This window comes from Salinisphaera sp. T5B8 (assembly GCF_040361255.1).
In the GTDB taxonomy this organism is placed as follows: domain Bacteria; phylum Pseudomonadota; class Gammaproteobacteria; order Nevskiales; family Salinisphaeraceae; genus Salinisphaera.
Map to the genome: position 1 here is coordinate 1 of NZ_APNG01000040.1, position 16846 is coordinate 16846.

Consider the following 16846-nt stretch of genomic DNA (forward strand, 5'->3'; position numbering starts at 1 on the left):
GCTCGCAGCTGCAGCCGATGGCGGATCGAGCCCGCTCAGTCATGCAGACTGATACCCTGGCCGCAGTCGCCGACCGCGGTTACTTCAACGGCGAACAGATCGTGGCCTGCGAGAGGGCCGGCATCCAGGTTCACGTGCCCAAGCCGCAGACCTCTAACAGCCAGGCCCAAGGCCGGTTCGGTAAGCGCGACTTCATCTACGAACCCGATAGCGACACCTATCGTTGCCCGGCCAATCAGACCTTGGTCTGGCGCTTTACCACGGTGGAGAAAGGCCAGACGCTCCATTGCTACTGGAGCTCAGCCTGCGAGACGTGTGCGATCAAGGCGCAGTGCACGTCGGCGGCGCAACGCCGCGTCAAGCGATGGGAGCACGAGTCAGTGCTCGAAACCATGCAGCAACGCCTGGATCAGGATCCGAATCTGATGCGGATACGGCGACAGACGGTCGAGCATCCCTTCGGCACGCTCAAGTACTGGATGGGCTCAACACACTTCCTGATGCGCACGCTCGCGCATGTGCGAACGGAAATGAGTCTGCATGTGCTGGCCTACAATCTGAAACGCGTGATGCGAATCGTCGGGATCGGGCCGTTGATGCGGGCAATGGCTGCCTGAGCGTGCTCGTTCCCTTTAAACGGCGCCTTCGAAGCGGCCTGAGGCGCCTCCGGGCATGATGAAGTCACAGGCCTGCGTTGCGATCACTCTGAACCGTGGCCGCCACGCGGAGCCCTTAGCGCCTGACATAGACAGCTGATGGGGAAAAGTACGCTAACTCACGCGTTTTCACACAGCCTGGGCCAAAAGCGGACTTATCGGTTACTCTTTTGTATCTAGGGAGAGCGACGGTTTGCGCTTGCATTATTCAATTTAACGGGACCGTGCCAGCTAGGGCTGCTCGAACCATTTTGTCCACTTCCAGTCTAGTTTGGCTTTGGTTCTTAAATATCGAATTGAAGGTGGTAAGCAGGATCGCCGACTAAGCACTTGAAGCGAGATGTTTTTTGTCGTCTACGTTGGCCTGGCTTGAAGTGCTTGAGCGTCAAGTGTCTGTTCGAACGCGTCGATGAAATGCGAGCGGCTGCGCTCGTTGCTGTGGATACGCCATAGCGGACGCGTTAGTTCCAGCGTGCTCAGCGGCACCGCCTGGATATCGCCGCGTGTGATGGCGGGCTGTGTTGCGAGCGAGGTTACATAGGCCAGGCCTGCGCCCGCGGCCACGGCGCGCAGCAGGCCTTCGGGCTCGTCCATGACGAATTCGGGGTGCGGCGGGGCGTGGCCTGCCATGGCTATGCCGTGCTCGAAGACCGCACGCGTGCCCGAGCCGCGCTCACGGCCGATCCACGGCCGCTGTGTGAGTTCGGCGAGTGAGACGCTGTCGAGATTCCAGTTCGCCGGGGCAATGATCTGGACGTGGTCGGTCTGCCAGTGTTCGGCATCGATATCGTCGCGTGTCGGCGGGCCTTCGATGAAGCCGACGTCGGCTTCGCCGGCGGCCACCCGGCGCTCGGCCTCCACGCTGTTGCCCGAGCGCATATGCACCCCGAGGCGCGGATGCGCGGCGCGCAGATCAGCCAGAATCGATGGCAGCAGATAGCGGGCGAGCGTGGTTGAGGCGGCAACGCGTACCTTGCCCACCAGATCGTCCGATCGCACCTGCAAGCGATCGGGCAGCGCGTCGAGCTGTGCCAACGGGTTTTCGATGAAGCCGCGTAGCCGACGCGCGTCGGCCGTGGGTTCGAGCCAGCGGCCGCGACGCTCGAACAGGGGAGTGTTCAGTCCGTCGGCGAGCTCGCGTAGCGTCTGGCTGACCGCGGCTTCACTGAGATGCACCCGCTCGGCCGTACGCCTGACCTGGCCAGTTTCCATCATGACGGCGAAGACGTGGAGCTGTCGGAGGGTGAACTTCACTTAAGTCATTCCTAAGTGTCATACAAGCAAGGTTTGATTGTAATGCATTGGGCGCCGGATCAAGGTAGAGCCTAGAAATCTAACGATCGACCGAATCACACGGTCTGTTTTCACCATGTCGACCGCGCCTCTGACGCACCTCAGCCACCCGCGTGAACTGATCCGTCATTTCACGCCGAACTGGTTCACCGCCACGATGGGCACCGGGATTCTCGCTTTGGCGCTGGCCGCGTTTCCGTGGGCGATACCGGGGCTCGCGGCGCTCGCCGAGGGCCTGTGGTTTTTCAATATCGGCCTGTTCGTGCTGTGCACGCTGCTTTACGCCGCGCGGTGGATTTTCTTTTTCGATAGCGCGGTTCGTATTCTTAACCACGGCGTGGCCTGCATGTTCTTCGGCGCCATCCCGATGGGTCTGATTACGCTGGTCAACGGATTTCTAGTATTCGGCATCAATCACTGGGGCGATACGGCGGTGCGTATCGCGGCTGATCTGTGGTGGCTCGACGCCTTCATGGCGCTGGCCTGTGCCTGGTTCGTGCCGCTTTTGATGTTCACGCGCCAGGAACACGCGCTCGAGAATATGACGGCGGTGTGGCTGCTGCCCATTGTGGCCGCGGAGGTCACGGCCGGCTCGGGCGGGCTGGTGGCGCCGCATCTCGGCGCCACGGATGAAGCGCGCGCCATGATCTTTTTCAGCTATGCGCTGTGGGCGACGTCGGTCCTTCCGGCGATGGGTATTCTGGTCATCCTGTTTCTGCGCATGGTCCTGCACAAGCTGCCGGGCAAGGACATGGCCGTCTCGAGCTGGCTGTCGCTCGGGCCACTGGGCACCGGCACCCTCGGTCTGCTCACACTCGGCAGCGCCGCGCCCGAAGTGCTCTCGCAACCCGCCATTGCCGATGCCGCCTACGGTTTCGGCATCATCGGCGGCGTCATTCTCTGGGGCTACGGGCTGTGGTGGCTGGTCGTGGCCATGCTCACCACGCTCGTGCAGCTGCCCATGGGACTGCCGTTCAACATGGGCTGGTGGGGGTTCACCTTTCCGCTGGGCGTGTATTCGGTCGCCACGCTCAAGCTCGCCGAGCTGACCGGCATTGCGTTCTACGAGGTGTTGGGCGGGCTGTTCGTGATCCTGCTCGCCGGTTTCTGGCTGCTGGTGACCGCCCGCACCGTGCCCGGCATCTATCACGGCTATCTCTTCCAGGCGCCGTGCCTGTCAAACGAAACCGGGCTGCACGATCCGGACGCGCCTGAGGCCGCGCGGTGATGCCTGTGCGCCACGCACGTGCTGTGCCGTACACGGCGGCGCATGAGCGCGGCTATGACTTCAGTTTTCGGCCGGCGTTTCCCGGGTGCCGGCACGGCGCGGCGCCCGCGGCCCGCTCTTTTCCGCTCTCTCAATACAAGAACAATCAGGCATCGCCTGCGCGATCTGATCGTCGAGAAAGCCTATGCTGAACGAAAATTCCGATACCGAACGTCCCATGCCCCGCTGGGCCAAGGTGCTCGACCAAACCACCTGTATCGGCTGTCATGCCTGCACCACGGCCTGCAAGGCCGAGAACGAGGTGCCGCTGGGTGTCTCGCGGACCTATGTGAAGTCGGTCGACGTCGGCGAGCATCCCGATGCGCGCCGGGCCTTCCAGGTCACGCGTTGCAACCAGTGTGTGGATTCGCCCTGCACGGATGCCTGTCCGACCGGCGCCATGCACACTCGCCCCGACGGCATCGTGGATTTCAACAAGGACATCTGCATCGGCTGCAAGGCCTGTATCGCGGCCTGTCCGTATGACGCGATCTTCATCAACCCGGAAGACAACTCGGCCGAGAAGTGCAACTTCTGCTCGCACCGGATCGACTCCGGGCTGGAGCCGGCCTGTGTGTCGGTCTGCCCGACCCAGTCGATCATGGTCGGGGACTTGAACGACCCGGAATCCCGCGTCGCCCAGATGGTCAACCGGGATCCGGTATCCGTACGTAAGCCGGAAAAAGGCACCCAGCCCAAGATGTTCTACAAGGGCGCGCATCAGGCCACCCTCGACCCACTCGCCGCGGCTCGTCCCGATGGGCCGAACTATGCCTGGGCGCAGGCGCCGCAGAATTCGGGTGCGTTTAACGACGGCACGGTGCCCGCGGGTAACCCCCTCGGTGGCAATTCCTCGGCCGCGGCCAAGCTATCCTACGACCAGCCGCACAAGCGACCCTGGGACTGGCGCGTCTCGGCTTATACCTGGACCAAGAACGTCGGCAGCGGAATTTATCTGCTGGCACTGATGCTGGTAGCGACCGGGCTGATCGAGCCGAGTAACCCGCTCTGGCGCTGGGTCGCACCCATTGGCGGCGGCTTCTTCGTGGCCGTGACCTGTCTGCTGCTTGTGGCCGATCTGTCCCATCCGTTCCGGTTCTGGCTGATCTTCTGGCGCCCGCAATGGAACAGCTGGCTGGTGAAGGGCGGGGTGATTCTCGTGGCCTACAGCACGCTGCTGGCTGTCCATTTCGTGCTGAGCATCTTGGGTTTCAATACCGTAACTGCTTGGCTCGGCCTCATCGGCGCGCCGTTGGCCGTGGCCAGCTCGATCTATACCGCCTGGCTGTTCGGCCAAGCCAAGGCCCGCGATCTATGGCAGAACCCGATGCTGGCCCCGCACCTGCTCACCCAGGCGATGGCCGCCGGCTCGGCGATCGCGGTGCCGTTTGCCATGATCTTCGCCAATGAGGCGGCCGTGGATTTTGCCTGCTGGTGGACAGCCGGCGCCACACTGCTGCATCTCGCGTTCGTGGCCAGCGATTTCGCCTCGCCATCGCCCAGCGAACATGCTCGAGTGGCCCACTACGAGATGACGCGCGGGCGCTTTTCACGGTTTTTCGCTGCCGGCGTGGCGCTGTCGGTGATCGGCCTGGCCGCGCCTTGGCTGGGCGTCTGGGTCTGTGCCTTCGCATTCCTCGGTCCGCTGGCCTATGAGCATGCTTTCGTCCAGGGCGGCCAGGCCGTGCCGCTGGCCTGATTGTTCGGAGTAAAGACGATGAAACCAAGCCATCTCATCAAGACGCTCAACAAGCGTATTGCGGCCTTTCGGGCTGATACGGAGGCCCGCGGCGAGACGTTCTATCAGGGACCGAGCCGGATCAACCTGGCCGGTTTCCCGCCCAAGGAACACTGGGACGACTGGATCGCGCTCGAGCCCGTCAAGGGCACAGGCAAGCGCCGCGAGAAGCACTATATGCTCGTGCCGACCACCTGCTTCAACTGCCAGTCCTCGTGTGGCCTGCTGGCCTACGTGGATCGAGAGACGATGGAAGTCCGCAAGTTCGAGGGCAACCCCGAACATGCTGCCTCTCGTGGGCGCAACTGTGCCAAGGGGCCAGCCACGCTCAACCAGATCACCGACCCGGACCGCATCCTCTACCCCATGCAGCGCGTGGGCGAGCGCGGGGAAGGGCGCTGGAAGCGCATATCCTGGGACGAGGCACTCGACCAGCTGGCTACGCGCATCCGTGCGGCGATCGTCGAGGATCGCAAGCAGGAGGTGATGTATCACGTCGGCCGCGAGGGCGAGGATGGATTCACCGAGTCCATTTTCCAGGCCTGGGGCATGGATAGCATCAACACCCATACCAATATCTGCTCGGCGGCCGGGCGCACGGGGCATCAGTACTGGATGGGGTTTGATCGGCCGTCCAACGACTTCGCCAATGCCGAAGTCATCCTTCTGACCAGCGCGCATCTGGAATCCGGCCATTATTTCAACCCGCATGCCCAGCGCATCATCGAGGCCAAGAAGCGCGGCGCGCGGCTCATCGTGGTCGATGTGCGGATGTCCAATTCGACCACGCATGCCGATCACTGGGTCTCGCCGTATCCGGGCAGCGAGGCCGCGATCTTCCTGTCGATCGCCCGGCATCTGATCGAAACCCGAACCTACAACCGGGATTTCGTCGCCCGCTGGTGGAACTGGCGCGAGTTCATGGCGGCGCGATATCCCGATGATCCCGACACCTTTGAAGCGTTCGAGGCGCGGCTGGCGGAAACCTACGCCGAATACACCTTCGAGTATGCCGCCGCCGAGGCACGTATCGATGTCCGCCAGTTGGTGGCGGTGGCCGAGACGGTGGCCGGCGCCGGCACCAAGCTCTGTACCCAGAACTGGCGTTCGGCTGCGGCCGGCAATCTCGGCGGCTGGCAGGTGCCACGCACCTTGTTCCTGCTCAATGCGCTGATGGGTGCGGTGGCCACCGAGGGCGGCATGGCGCCGAACGCCTGGAACAAGTTCGTGCCCAAAAACCCGATGGACACCGAACATCCGGACTGGTGGAACGATCTCATCTTCCCGGGCGATTTCCCGTTATCGGTCAACGAGATGTCGTTCCTGTTGCCGCATTTCCTGAAACAGGGCCGCGGCAAGCTCGATACTTATTTCACCCGCGTTTATAACCCGGTCTGGACCAACCCGGGCGGCTTTGACTGGGTCGAGGCGCTGTCGGACGAGTCCAAGGTGGGCCTGCACGCCGCCCTCACCCCCACCTGGAACGAGACCGCCCACTTCGCCGATCTGGTGTTGCCGATGGGTCATGCCTCCGAGCGCCATGATCTGGTGTCGATGGAAACCCACGACGGCCGCTGGATCTCGTTCCGCCAGCCGGTGGCGAGAGCGGCCCGCGTGCGGCTTGGCGAGACCATCACCGACACGCGCGAGACCAATCCCGGCGAAGTCTGGGAAGAAAACGAATTCTGGTTCGATCTCACCTGGCGAATCGACCACGACGGTAGCCTGGGCATCCGCCAGCACGTCGTCTCCAAGACCGACCCCGACCGGCCGATGACCCAGGACGAATACTACGCCTGGATCTTCGAAAACTCGGTGCCGGGCCTGCCCGAGGCCGCCGAGGCCGAGGGGCTGTCGCCGTTGGCCTATATGCGTCGCTATGGCAATTTCCAGGTCGGCCTGGGCCCGGATCAGCACTATGAAGACGAAATCGTAGGCGACGCGCTGGGCGAGGCATACACCGATGGACGCGGGCGCGTCTTTACCACGGCGGCGGTCGATTATGGCGACGGCCCGACGCCGGAAGCCGACGCCAAAGGGCGTTTGCCGGTCGGCGTAGAGATCGACGGCGCGGTACGGCGCGGTTTCCCCACGCCGAGCGGGCGGCTGGAGTTCTATTCGGCCACACTGGCCGCCTGGGGCTGGCCGGAATATGCGCTGCCCGCCTATATCAAGAGTCATATCCACGCCGACAACCTGGCGTCCGACCAGATGCCGCTGGTGCCGACGTTCCGCCTGCCCACCCAGATCCATACCCGCGGGGCGAACTCGAAGTGGCTGGACGAGCTGGCCCACAACAATCCCGTCTGGATGAACCCGGACGACGGCAAGCGCTTGGACGTGGCCGACGGGGATCTCATCCGGGTGCACGCCGATTTGGGCTATTTCGTCGGCCAGGCGTGGATCACGCCCGGTATCCGCCCCGGCGTGATCGCCTGTAGTCATCACATGGGGCGCTGGCAGTTCACGCCCGGCGGCAATCGTGAACAGCGCACCATGGAAACCGATATCGCCCGCGCCGGCGACGATTGGACGCTCACACCCGTGGCCGATCACTCGCCCATGGCGCCGCAGGAAGGCCAGGATGCCGCCCGGGTCTGGTGGACGGCCGTGGGCGTACACCAGAACCTGACCTTCGGCGTGCATCCGGATCCGATCTCCGGCCAGCACTGCTGGCACCAGGGCGTGCGCGTGACGAAGGCAGAAAGCGGCGACCAGCCCGGCCAGGTCCATGTCGATCGGTCGAAATCCACCGATGTCTTCTACGAGTGGATGGGGCGTACGCGGCCGGTGGTCACGGTATCGCCGGACGGCAACCGTCGCCCGCGCTGGATGCTGCGCCCGATGAAGCCTCGCGGGGATGCCTACAAGCTGCCCGAGGGGTCGGCATGAATCCCTTGAGTGCGCCCTCGGCCGATCTCTGGCGGCTGCTGGCCCGTGCGATGGATACGCCGACCCGCGAACATATCGGGCTGTTCGACGCACTCGGCCTGGCCGCACCCGAGGCGCTCGAGGCCCTGCAGGCGGCCCACGCCGAGGCGTTTGTCACCCAGTGCGCGCCTTATGTGTCGGTCTATGTCGGCGAGACCGGCCAGATCGGCGGCGAGGCCGCTGCCCGTGTGGCCGATTTCCGGCGCCTGCTCGGAGCCGAGGTCGACGCCGATGCCTCGGATGCCATCGCCGACGTGCTGGCCGACTATGCCGATCTCGTGGCACTGGCCGCCGACGATGCCCAAGCCGCGCATGCCCGAGTGGCCCTATTTTGGGAACACATCGCCCCCTGGGCCGGCGTATTCGCCGATGCACTGATCCGCAGCGCGCCGGCGCCCTACGATGGCTGGGCCGGGCTGTTCCAGGCCGCTCTGGGCGCCGAGGCCGTGAATCTGCCTGCACCTACGGCGCTGGCGCTGCACCTGCGGGCGGCGCCCGGATGGCAACCGCCCGCAGACGACGCCACCCACGCCGATGTCGCGCGTGCGCTGCTCGTGCCCGTGACCACCGGCGTCGTACTCACCCGCGCGGATCTGGCCACGGCCGGTGCCGAGCTTGGCATCGCCTTGCCGGTCGGCGGGCGGGCGTTTTTGCTCGAGACCCTGTTCCGCGCCGATACGCCGGCCACTGAAGCCTGGCTGGCTGACGAAGCGGCGCGTCAGGCCGACGCGCGGGCCGTCGACGTCGAAACCTTGGGCGAGACGGCGCGTTTCTGGGTCGAACGGGCCTTTGCCGCGGAAGAGCGCCTGTCCGCGGCCGGCGATCGTCGTCTCGGCCCGCGCGCCGCGCACCGAAACACGCGCGGGCACGGAAACGCCTCCAATGAAGCGTCAACGCCCGGCCATGAGGAATTGATGTCATGAGTGAATCCGAGTCCGGAAAGCGGGATACGCAAGAACACGAGCCGGATTACCGCTTCACCCTGGCCAACGAGCGCACCTTTCTGGCCTGGATTCGCACTGCGCTGGCGCTGCTGGCCGGCGCGGTCGCGGTGGTGCATCTGGTGCCCAGCTTCGCGTTCGACTGGACGCGCGAGGCCCTCGGCGGTTTGCTCGGCATCATCAGCGTGGGCGTGATCGCTGGCAGCGCACTGCGCTGGCGGGCGGCCCAGAATGCCATGCGCCGGGATGCACCGCTGCCTTCGACCCTGATGCCCTGGCTGCTGGCTGGGGCCGTGATTCTGGTCGGGCTGATCGTACTCGGGCTCATGATTGCCGTGGTGGCCACGAAACAATGAGCGCGCCGCAGCACGCCGGGGGTTCGGAGGGTTCGTCCATCGCCGACCGGGCCGGTCTGCAAGCCGAACGGACCGACCTGTCTTGGGTGCGCACGGGGCTGGCTGTCCTGGCGAATGGTGGCCTGCTGATGCTGCGCCAGGACACAACGCATCCCAGCACGCTGCAATTGATCGCCGGCGCGATCGCGCTGGTGCTCGCCCTGCTGACACTGGCGATCGGCTGGTGCCGAAAACGCGCGCTCGGTGCGCGGCCGTTGCCTAGCGCCTTGGCGGCGTCGGTCGAAGTGGCCCTGCTCGCTGCGGGCGCCGTACTCCTCGTGGGTGCCAGCCTGATCGCGCTTTTGTGTTAGTGAGAATATGGATTGGCGATGACAAGAACCGGACATCGACGCTGGTAACGCAGCGAACCGGCGTGGAACGTAGGCGGCTTCATTGGGACGCGGATGTGCCGTCGGCGCAAACAGAAGCCGGCAAGGCTACGAGCAATATAAAAGGGAGGAAAATCATGAAAGACGATCACAATACAACCGACTTGCAGCGCCGTGCGCTATTGCGTGGCGCGGGTTGGGGCGTGCTCGGCGCTGCAGCCATCGGGCTGGGACCGGGTCGCGCTTCGGCGGCCGTGTCGAGCCAGACCGGCGAAGCCATGCCGGCCTATATCGGCCCGCAGGCGAACCCGCACTGGAATTCGATCGGCCCCTACGTGGCTTATCCGCAGAAGCGCCCGCTGCTGCGGCTGACCGACCGGCCGGTGCAGATCGAGACCCCGCGTGCCTATTTCGACCGGGCGTTTACGCCCAACGACGCTATGTTCGTGCGTTATCACCTGCCGGGCGAACCCAATCATGTGGATCTCGCCAAATGGCGGCTGGAGATTTCCGGCCAGGTCGACAAGTCCATGTCGCTGTCGCTCGCGGATCTGCTCGGCCAATACGAGCCGCACGACGTGGCGGCCGTGCTGCAGTGCTCGGGCAACAGTCGCAGCTATTTCACGCCGCGCGTGGGCGGTGGCCAATGGGGCAACGGCGCCATGGCCAACGCCAAATGGACCGGTGTGCGTCTGCGCGATCTGTTGGACGCCGCCGGCATCACCGACAAAGCAGTACAGATCCAGTTCCAGGGGCTGGATTTCGGCAAGGGCCCGGCCGGCTACGGCTCGCATGCCTTTTTGAAGTCCTGGAATATCGATGATCCGGTGTTGGACAAGGCGATCGTGGCCTATGCCATGAACGACGCGCCGCTGCCCATGCTCAACGGCTTTCCGGTGCGCATGGTGTTTCCCGGCAAGTTCGCCACCTACTGGGTCAAGCACGTGACCTGGATCCGTGTGCTCGACCACGAGGACACCAATTTCTGGATGGCCAAGGCCTACAAGATTCCGGATACCGAAGATGGCGCGACCACGCCGGAGGCGGTGGCCAAGGGCGAGGTCAACATGGTGCCGATCGGCGTGGCTGAGCTGCCGGTGCGTTCGTTTATCGCCACACCCGACGGCGCCACCAAGGCCGTGGCCGGCCTGCCAGTGACCGCACGCGGCGTGGCGTTTTCCGGCACCGGGCCGGTCACCCAAGTGGAGTTTTCCACCGACGGCGGCAAGCACTGGCAGGCCGCCACACTCGGCACGGACCACGGCCCCTACAGCTTCCGCGAGTGGCATGCCGTATTCACGCCCGACAAGCCCGGCGAATACGAGCTCGCCGTGCGCGCGACCGACGCCGCCGGCCATGTGCAGCCGGATCACGGGTTGTGGAATCCCGGCGGTTATCTCTGGAACAAGATCGAAACCCAGACGCTGACCGTCGGACCGGCCGTTTAAACAAGGGGAGAAACATCATGATGACAAAACGCGATTTCTTCGCGGGCCTGGGACTGGCTGTAGCGCTGGTCGGGCTTGCCTCGGCCGCCTGGGCCTACGAATCCGATGAAGCCGGTGCCAATCTCAACGCGCCGGACTATGTCAGCGAGGGCCAGTACGAGACCGGCCGTCTTGGCGAGGTCGACCAGCCGCAGCCGCAAGGCTTCGATACCGGCTCCAGCTACGGCATCAACGGCGCCTGGCCAACCTATGTGCCGGCGCTCGCCGACGGGGCAGGCAAGCAGAAGGTCCAGGCCTACTGCTCGGTGTGCCACAACACCACCTATATCAGCATGCAGCCGCCGTTACCGAGTGAAAAATGGGCCGAAACGGTGCACAAAATGCTCAACACCTTCGGCGCCAAGCAATATATCCCGAGCGAGGCGGGGCCCGAGATCATCGATTATCTGCAGGCGCACTACACGCCGGAGACGATCGGCAACAACACCTATAGCGACGACACGCAAGGTGGTGATTCGGCCGGCGACTCCAAGCCCAATGGCGCCGACAAATCGAAGACAAATGCGGCAGATGCGGCCGTGGCCCCGGCTGACAGCGACTCGCAGGGCGCCAAGATCTACGCGCAGAACTGCGCGGCCTGCCACCAGGCCAACGGCGCCGGTATTCCGGGTGCCTTTCCGCCCCAGGCCGGACACACGCCCGCGCTGCTGGCGGCCGACGGCGGACGCGACTACCTGGCCCATGTGCTGCTGTTCGGGCTGAACGGGCGGATCACGATCGAGGGCAAGACCTACAACGGACAGATGCCGGCTTGGGGTGCTGCGCTCGACGATGCCGACATCGCGAAGGTGCTTAACTATGTGTTGACGGCCTGGGACAATAACGAGTCACTGCCGTCCGGATTCAAGGCTTATGACGCCGCCGAGATCGCCACGGCACGCAAGACAAAGCTCTCTGGAAAGGATGTACACAACGCGCGCAGCGAGCTTGGGTTGGATGGCGCCGGTAGCGCTGAATCGACAACGTCTCACAAGCAGGCGCCAAGCAAGCCTTCACAGGCGCAAGTCTCGCTTACCACGGCCGTGCCCGAGCCGGTGTACGCGACGTTGCAAAACAGCAGCGCGGTCCAGGGTTTGGGGACAGACAGGCGATGGTCGGATATAGGCAGCGCACATTACGATGCCATTGGCCCGAATGGCCGCGAGTTGCTGGTCGGCAATATAGATACCGGTGCGGTTTATCTTCTGGATACTGCGACTGGCCGTAAGCGAGTGACTTTCGACCTTGGTCAGCCGACTCAGGGCGTTAAAATTTCGCCTGACGGAACGCGTGGCCTCGCTATCGTTCCAGGCGCCGGGATCGCTGCGGTATTTGATCTCAAAGCCGGAAAGTTGATCAAAAAGATCAAGGTCGGAAAAACACCACACAATGCAAAATTCTCCGCCGATGGCTCGACGGCATACGTCACGTTACAAGGTGGCGGCGCGATTGCCACGATCGACATGGAGAGCCTGCAAAAGACCGGTGAGATACCGGTCGCCGGCATGGCTCAGCCGCATAATCTTGATTTGTCGGCCGACGGCAAGCGCCTTTGGGTACGCGACTTCATCGGGCATGTGGCGGTAGTCAACATCGCTAGTGCCGAAGTGCTGGCACGGATCGATATCGGCCCAAGCCACGGCGGTATCGATGTCGTGCCCGGTGGTCGTCTAGTGGCCACCGATGCTATCGGCGGCCGTAGCGTCGTTCTTATCAATGCCCAGACTTACGAAAAGGTTGCAACTATCGACGTCGGTCAAGGCCCACATGGCGTGCGCGCGAGCGCCGACGGACGTTGGCTTTATGTCGGCGTTACCGGCGAAAACAAGGTAGCGGTCATTGATCTTGCGAAACACAGTGTCGTGAGGGATATCGGGACCGACGGCGAGTTTCCATTTTGGCTCGCGGTTGCTGGCAATTCATGAAACGGCCAACCGATATTAGTTAATTGAGTCTGTATAGCGCGTGCGAAGGAAATGCCGGTATGTTCTTGAAGTACCGGCCTCGACGGTAGCTTAGTGGAAAACTTTGAAGTGCTCGGTGGTGGTAGCATCCTATTCACGATCGTCGATATAGAAAATTGAAGATATAGAGCAGCGTTTTTACAAAGAAGGTCAAGTGCGCTTATTGACCCTGGTAGTCGATAGTAAATGTCCGCTTTGGGTCGCTTTCGGCCGTATCTAATTCTTGCCTTGCTGCCATCGATTCAAAGTCGATGCGGCTCGCGTCGCCGACCATCGAGCGATCCAAGTATGGGTGAATAGGCTGGAAACCGACGAGTTACAACCGATACGGCTTCACTGAGCGCCGCTATTCTCTGGCGACTGAAGCCACTCCGGTAGCGGATTGGGCTCTGTGGCGAACAGATGCTCGACCAACTTCACGATCGCGATATCCCTGTCATCGCCCACATACTCCTCGAGTAGCGCGCTGCTGGGCCTGCGTGCGCCTAGCTTGCTGTCCAAACGCGACAAAGCTGCCTGATAGATCGCTCGCAGTTCTTCATCACTCAAGCGGGGCCCAAGGTCCGCCGGAACGCCCAGGAAGTGCCGAAGATCTTCGCTCTCTTGCATGAACCCAGCCCTTGCTCGATTGGACGTGAACACATCTATTCCGCTTGTTCTGCCTGCCTGAGTCAACGCTAGGGGTATATCCGGCGGCCGAGGGACACGACGCACCGCAAGCACCCGGTAGCCGTGCGCTCGTGCGAGCGATAATATAGGCTCATGTGAACGCATCGCGTTTGGAGCCTTTCTATGGAAGACATCACTGCCGTTGAACGCGTCCTCGGATTCGAACACTCCGAACGCTCATCCGTGCTGCTCATGGCTGAGCGCATCCAGCGCGGGTTCCCGGTCAATACGCTCATGCACCTACAACGCGCGGTCGCGCCGGGAGACAAGGCCTTCGTGCATCGCATCGTCGCGCGGCCCACGCTTCAGCGCAGGCGCAAACTGCGGCAACCTCTCAATCCTCACGACAGCGAGAAGGCGCATCGCGTCGCGCGTGCCTGGACGGCCGCGGTTCGTGTCTACCAGGACGATGAAACCGCCCGAGCCTTCCTCGAGCGTAAACACCCGCTGCTCGACGACCAGGCACCGATGACAGTCGCGATGCAGAACAGCGCCGGTCTGGAAGCCGTCGAGGATCTGCTGGGACGTCTGGAGCATGGTAGCGCCTTGTGAGCGGCCAGCGACTCGATCGAACGCTGTATGCGTATCGAATCGGCGACCCAGACGGACGCTATCCCATCTTCGACGGCACCGGTTCGACTATCGCGCCGGGGCGCTGGAACACGACGACTACTCCCGTCATCTATGCCGGCGAGCACTACTCGACGGCGATGCTTGAAAAGCTCGTTCATGCGAACGGTCTCATGCCACCGAACCAGCACTACATCGAGATCACGCTGCCGGCCGGCTTGTCCTACGAGATCGTGACCAAGGATGCACTGCCCGGTTGGGACACGGCATTGCCCACGGTCGCCCGCGAGTTCGGTCGCGACTGGGTAGAGGCGCGCCGAAGCGCGATCCTCATCGTGCCGTCGTTCGTGGCCCGGATCGAGTCGAACATCCTGATCAACCCGGCGCATTCCGAGTGCGCACAGATCGAATACACGCTGCCGGCGCCGATCTGGTGGGATCGCAGGCTTTTCAGTGCTTGATCGTTATCCGGTGCAGCTGCTCAGCTTGGCGGGGCGTCGCGGAGGCCGATCGCGTGAGTGAATCGAGCACCCACGATCCACGACCGGCGTGCCCGGAGTGCCAGGAACCGCTGGTGCTCGAGGATGCCTCGGCCGACCACTACCACTGGCGCTGTCGTGAGCCGTTCTGCAAGGGCGCACGTCTGATAGCTCGGAGCGAACAGCTCACGGGCGATGCCATTGCCCGCGACATGGCGGATAAGCGATCCCGCGTCGGCATATTCGCGACCAGCGATGAACGACGTAAGGATCAAGCCGCGTTTCGCCGTGTGGCCTCCACGCTGCGTGCTGATCACCCGTTGTATCGATACCTCTCGGATGAGGAACGCGAGGCGATGGCCACGGCCGCCGGCGCGCTTCGCAGACTGGCGCGCGCGACAGAGACAGCCAAGGACATCATGGCGCGGCGCGAGTCGCGGGAACGAAAAGAACGTGAACAGCGCCAGCGTGCCGAGAACGAACAGGCGTTTCAGACGATCATCGCCCAACAGTTCGACCCGGACACGGTTCTGCTGCGTTGCGAGGCCATGGCCGACCTGTTCGATACCCGTGAGCTGTACGGTGCTGATATCCGGCGCGAAGTGGATTACTTTCGACGCAACGTGCGCGACACAAGCTGGAGCCAGCTCGTACAACGCATCGGCAAGCGGCTGACCGATGAGATGTTCGCGGGCAAGTGGACGCTCGACTTCGAGGGATACTGGCGTCAGTGGCGGACAGGGCGCCTGTATCGCGCCGCGATCACTGAAGCACAGCGACGCGCTTTAGATGAGGGTGACCCCGATGAGTGATCCTGTTCAGTACGGAGACCTGGTGCGAGCTGAGTACGTTCCGGCCGAGGTCAATGGTGCCGAACTGCCTGAAAAGCTCATCCAGGCCCAGACCGATGAGCAGGCGATCGCAGCGTGGCTTCATGCACGGGCCTCGAACAGCGAATCGACGTTCGATCGCTATCAGCGAGAAGCCCGCAGGTTCCTCGAGTACATCCAGAAACGCGGCCGAACGCTCAACACAGTCACAATCGAGGATGTACGCGCCTACGAACAGGCCCTGTTGTCCGGTCGCGCCACCGGCAAGCCGCGAAAGAAAGCAGCTGTCGACGGGGTTTTTTCCGTGCTCGGTTCGTTGATGGGCCTGCTTTCAGCTGCCGGCTATCTACACGCGAACGTGCTCGTGCTGCGCCCGAAGCGAAAGAAACAACCCGGCGGGGTGCGCATCGAACGATTCCTATCGAATGAGGAACTGCGCGTGCTTTTCGATGAGGCGGCGACGCTGGGCACCACGTCGCGCGATGAGCGAATCCGGTTCACCCTCGTGTGGTTTCTCTCGACAGGTGCTCGGATCAGCGAGACGCTCAAGGCGCCGATGAACAGCGTCTATCTCGCTCAGGAAGCGGGCCAATCGGAGTGGACGTGGCGTGTTGTGCGCAAGGGGGGCGTTGAGATGGACGTGCCGTTGCGTCACGACGCTATAGACGGCCTTGTCCGTTACCGACGCTCTTTGGGTCTGCCGCACTATCCGGCGCCGGATCAGGAGGAGGGGTTTCTGGTTTGGCCGCTACGGGGCACCTCGGAGACCCCACTGTATCGCGGTACGGTCAGCCAGGAACTCAAGGCATTCTTCGAGCGCGCGGCTCAACGGCTGGAGAACACGGGCCTGCGTCGTCACATGGAACAGGCGACGACGCACTGGCTACGGCACACGGCCGCGACCCAGCTGCTGGATGCCGGCACGTCGATCCGGTTCGTGTCGTGGTTGTTGGGGCACGCCAGCCAGTCCATCACGTCGAGGATCTACGACCATGCTGATCGGTCGGCTTGGCGGAATGAACTCGGCCGCGGAAGAAATTACAAAATTAGATCCTAGAAGATATCTTAGTGAACTGGAGAAAGCGTGGAATTTCAAAAGGACTGCGAACTTATAGATGAATATCTGGTAGCTACTACGCTCTACGGTATAACGATGGCCCTATTGTTGGCGTTTTCGAATTTCTACACGCCACTATTTGAGTCTGCAAAGTCACTTTCTGGAGCTGTTGATCAGAATATGATCTACCTATTTGGAGCTACGCTCATTTCTGGTGTATGAGCGATTGAAGGAGGCGGC

Annotated in this window: 15 protein-coding genes; 13 read left to right on the plus strand and 2 right to left on the minus strand. The window is 62.9% G+C overall.

The features are described from left to right. Window positions 1-617: transposase (locus tag T5B8_RS19605; RefSeq protein WP_353180966.1), on the plus strand; the 617-nt coding region annotated here is incomplete at its 5' end. A gap of 393 nt (window positions 618-1010) precedes the next feature. Here T5B8_RS19605 and T5B8_RS19610 read toward each other — a convergent pair. Beyond that, the gene (locus tag T5B8_RS19610; protein WP_209064270.1) at window positions 1011-1910 is read right to left on the minus strand and encodes a LysR family transcriptional regulator; all 900 of its coding nucleotides are present in this window, start codon (window positions 1908-1910) and stop codon (window positions 1011-1013) included. 115 nt (window positions 1911-2025) lie between these two features. On the opposite strand from T5B8_RS19610, the gene T5B8_RS19615 reads away from it, so the two are divergent. From T5B8_RS19615 to T5B8_RS19650, 8 genes are all read left to right on the plus strand, one after another. Continuing rightward, window positions 2026-3177 carry a TDT family transporter gene (locus T5B8_RS19615; protein ID WP_353162712.1) on the plus strand — a complete coding sequence of 384 codons (1152 nt, stop codon included), beginning with the start codon at window positions 2026-2028 and terminating at the stop codon, window positions 3175-3177. Between the two features lie 184 nt (window positions 3178-3361). Further along, the gene (locus T5B8_RS19620; RefSeq protein ID WP_209064274.1) at window positions 3362-4915 is read left to right on the plus strand and encodes a 4Fe-4S dicluster domain-containing protein; all 1554 of its coding nucleotides are present in this window, start codon (window positions 3362-3364) and stop codon (window positions 4913-4915) included. 18 nt (window positions 4916-4933) lie between these two features. Beyond that, window positions 4934-7846 carry a molybdopterin-dependent oxidoreductase gene (locus T5B8_RS19625; RefSeq protein WP_209064276.1) on the plus strand — a complete coding sequence of 971 codons (2913 nt, stop codon included), beginning with the start codon at window positions 4934-4936 and terminating at the stop codon, window positions 7844-7846. Further along, window positions 7843-8808: a molecular chaperone TorD family protein gene (locus tag T5B8_RS19630; protein WP_353162716.1), complete on the plus strand. Its 966-nt coding sequence runs from the start codon at window positions 7843-7845 to the stop codon at window positions 8806-8808. Before T5B8_RS19625 ends, T5B8_RS19630 begins: the two co-directional genes overlap by 4 nt. Next, the gene (locus T5B8_RS19635; RefSeq protein ID WP_209064280.1) at window positions 8805-9182 is read left to right on the plus strand and encodes a YidH family protein; all 378 of its coding nucleotides are present in this window, start codon (window positions 8805-8807) and stop codon (window positions 9180-9182) included. Before T5B8_RS19630 ends, T5B8_RS19635 begins: the two co-directional genes overlap by 4 nt. After that, window positions 9179-9532, plus strand: a complete 354-nt coding sequence (locus T5B8_RS19640) for a DUF202 domain-containing protein (RefSeq protein WP_209064282.1) — start codon at window positions 9179-9181, stop codon at window positions 9530-9532. The genes T5B8_RS19635 and T5B8_RS19640 overlap by 4 nt, the downstream gene beginning before the upstream one ends. A gap of 155 nt (window positions 9533-9687) precedes the next feature. Continuing rightward, window positions 9688-10998, plus strand: coding sequence for a molybdopterin-dependent oxidoreductase (locus T5B8_RS19645; protein WP_209064283.1), 1311 nt, complete (start codon window positions 9688-9690; stop codon window positions 10996-10998). Window positions 10999-11015: 17 nt separating this feature from the next. Further along, window positions 11016-12962: a c-type cytochrome gene (locus T5B8_RS19650; RefSeq protein ID WP_209064285.1), complete on the plus strand. Its 1947-nt coding sequence runs from the start codon at window positions 11016-11018 to the stop codon at window positions 12960-12962. A gap of 372 nt (window positions 12963-13334) precedes the next feature. Here the strand turns inward: T5B8_RS19650 and T5B8_RS19655 are convergent, their stop codons facing one another. Further along, on the minus strand, window positions 13335-13610 hold the full coding sequence (locus T5B8_RS19655; protein WP_353162724.1) for a hypothetical protein: 276 nt from the start codon (window positions 13608-13610) through the stop codon (window positions 13335-13337). A gap of 183 nt (window positions 13611-13793) precedes the next feature. Here T5B8_RS19655 and T5B8_RS19660 point away from each other — a divergent pair, with 183 nt between their 5' ends. Genes T5B8_RS19660 through T5B8_RS19675 form a run of 4 tightly spaced genes read left to right on the plus strand, consistent with a single transcriptional unit; the run spans window position 13794 to window position 16606 of the window. Beyond that, the gene (locus T5B8_RS19660) at window positions 13794-14222 is read left to right on the plus strand and encodes an Xre family toxin-antitoxin system antitoxin (RefSeq protein WP_353162727.1); all 429 of its coding nucleotides are present in this window, start codon (window positions 13794-13796) and stop codon (window positions 14220-14222) included. Further along, complete coding sequence (locus tag T5B8_RS19665; RefSeq protein ID WP_353162730.1) at window positions 14219-14701, plus strand: RES family NAD+ phosphorylase; 483 nt, start codon at window positions 14219-14221, stop codon at window positions 14699-14701. Before T5B8_RS19660 ends, T5B8_RS19665 begins: the two co-directional genes overlap by 4 nt. Window positions 14702-14754: 53 nt before the next feature. Further along, entirely contained in the window at window positions 14755-15531 is a 777-nt protein-coding gene (locus tag T5B8_RS19670) for a hypothetical protein (protein ID WP_353162733.1), read from the plus strand. Continuing rightward, the gene (locus T5B8_RS19675; RefSeq protein WP_353162736.1) at window positions 15524-16606 is read left to right on the plus strand and encodes a tyrosine-type recombinase/integrase; all 1083 of its coding nucleotides are present in this window, start codon (window positions 15524-15526) and stop codon (window positions 16604-16606) included. Before T5B8_RS19670 ends, T5B8_RS19675 begins: the two co-directional genes overlap by 8 nt. Window positions 16607-16846: the final 240 nt, after the last annotated feature.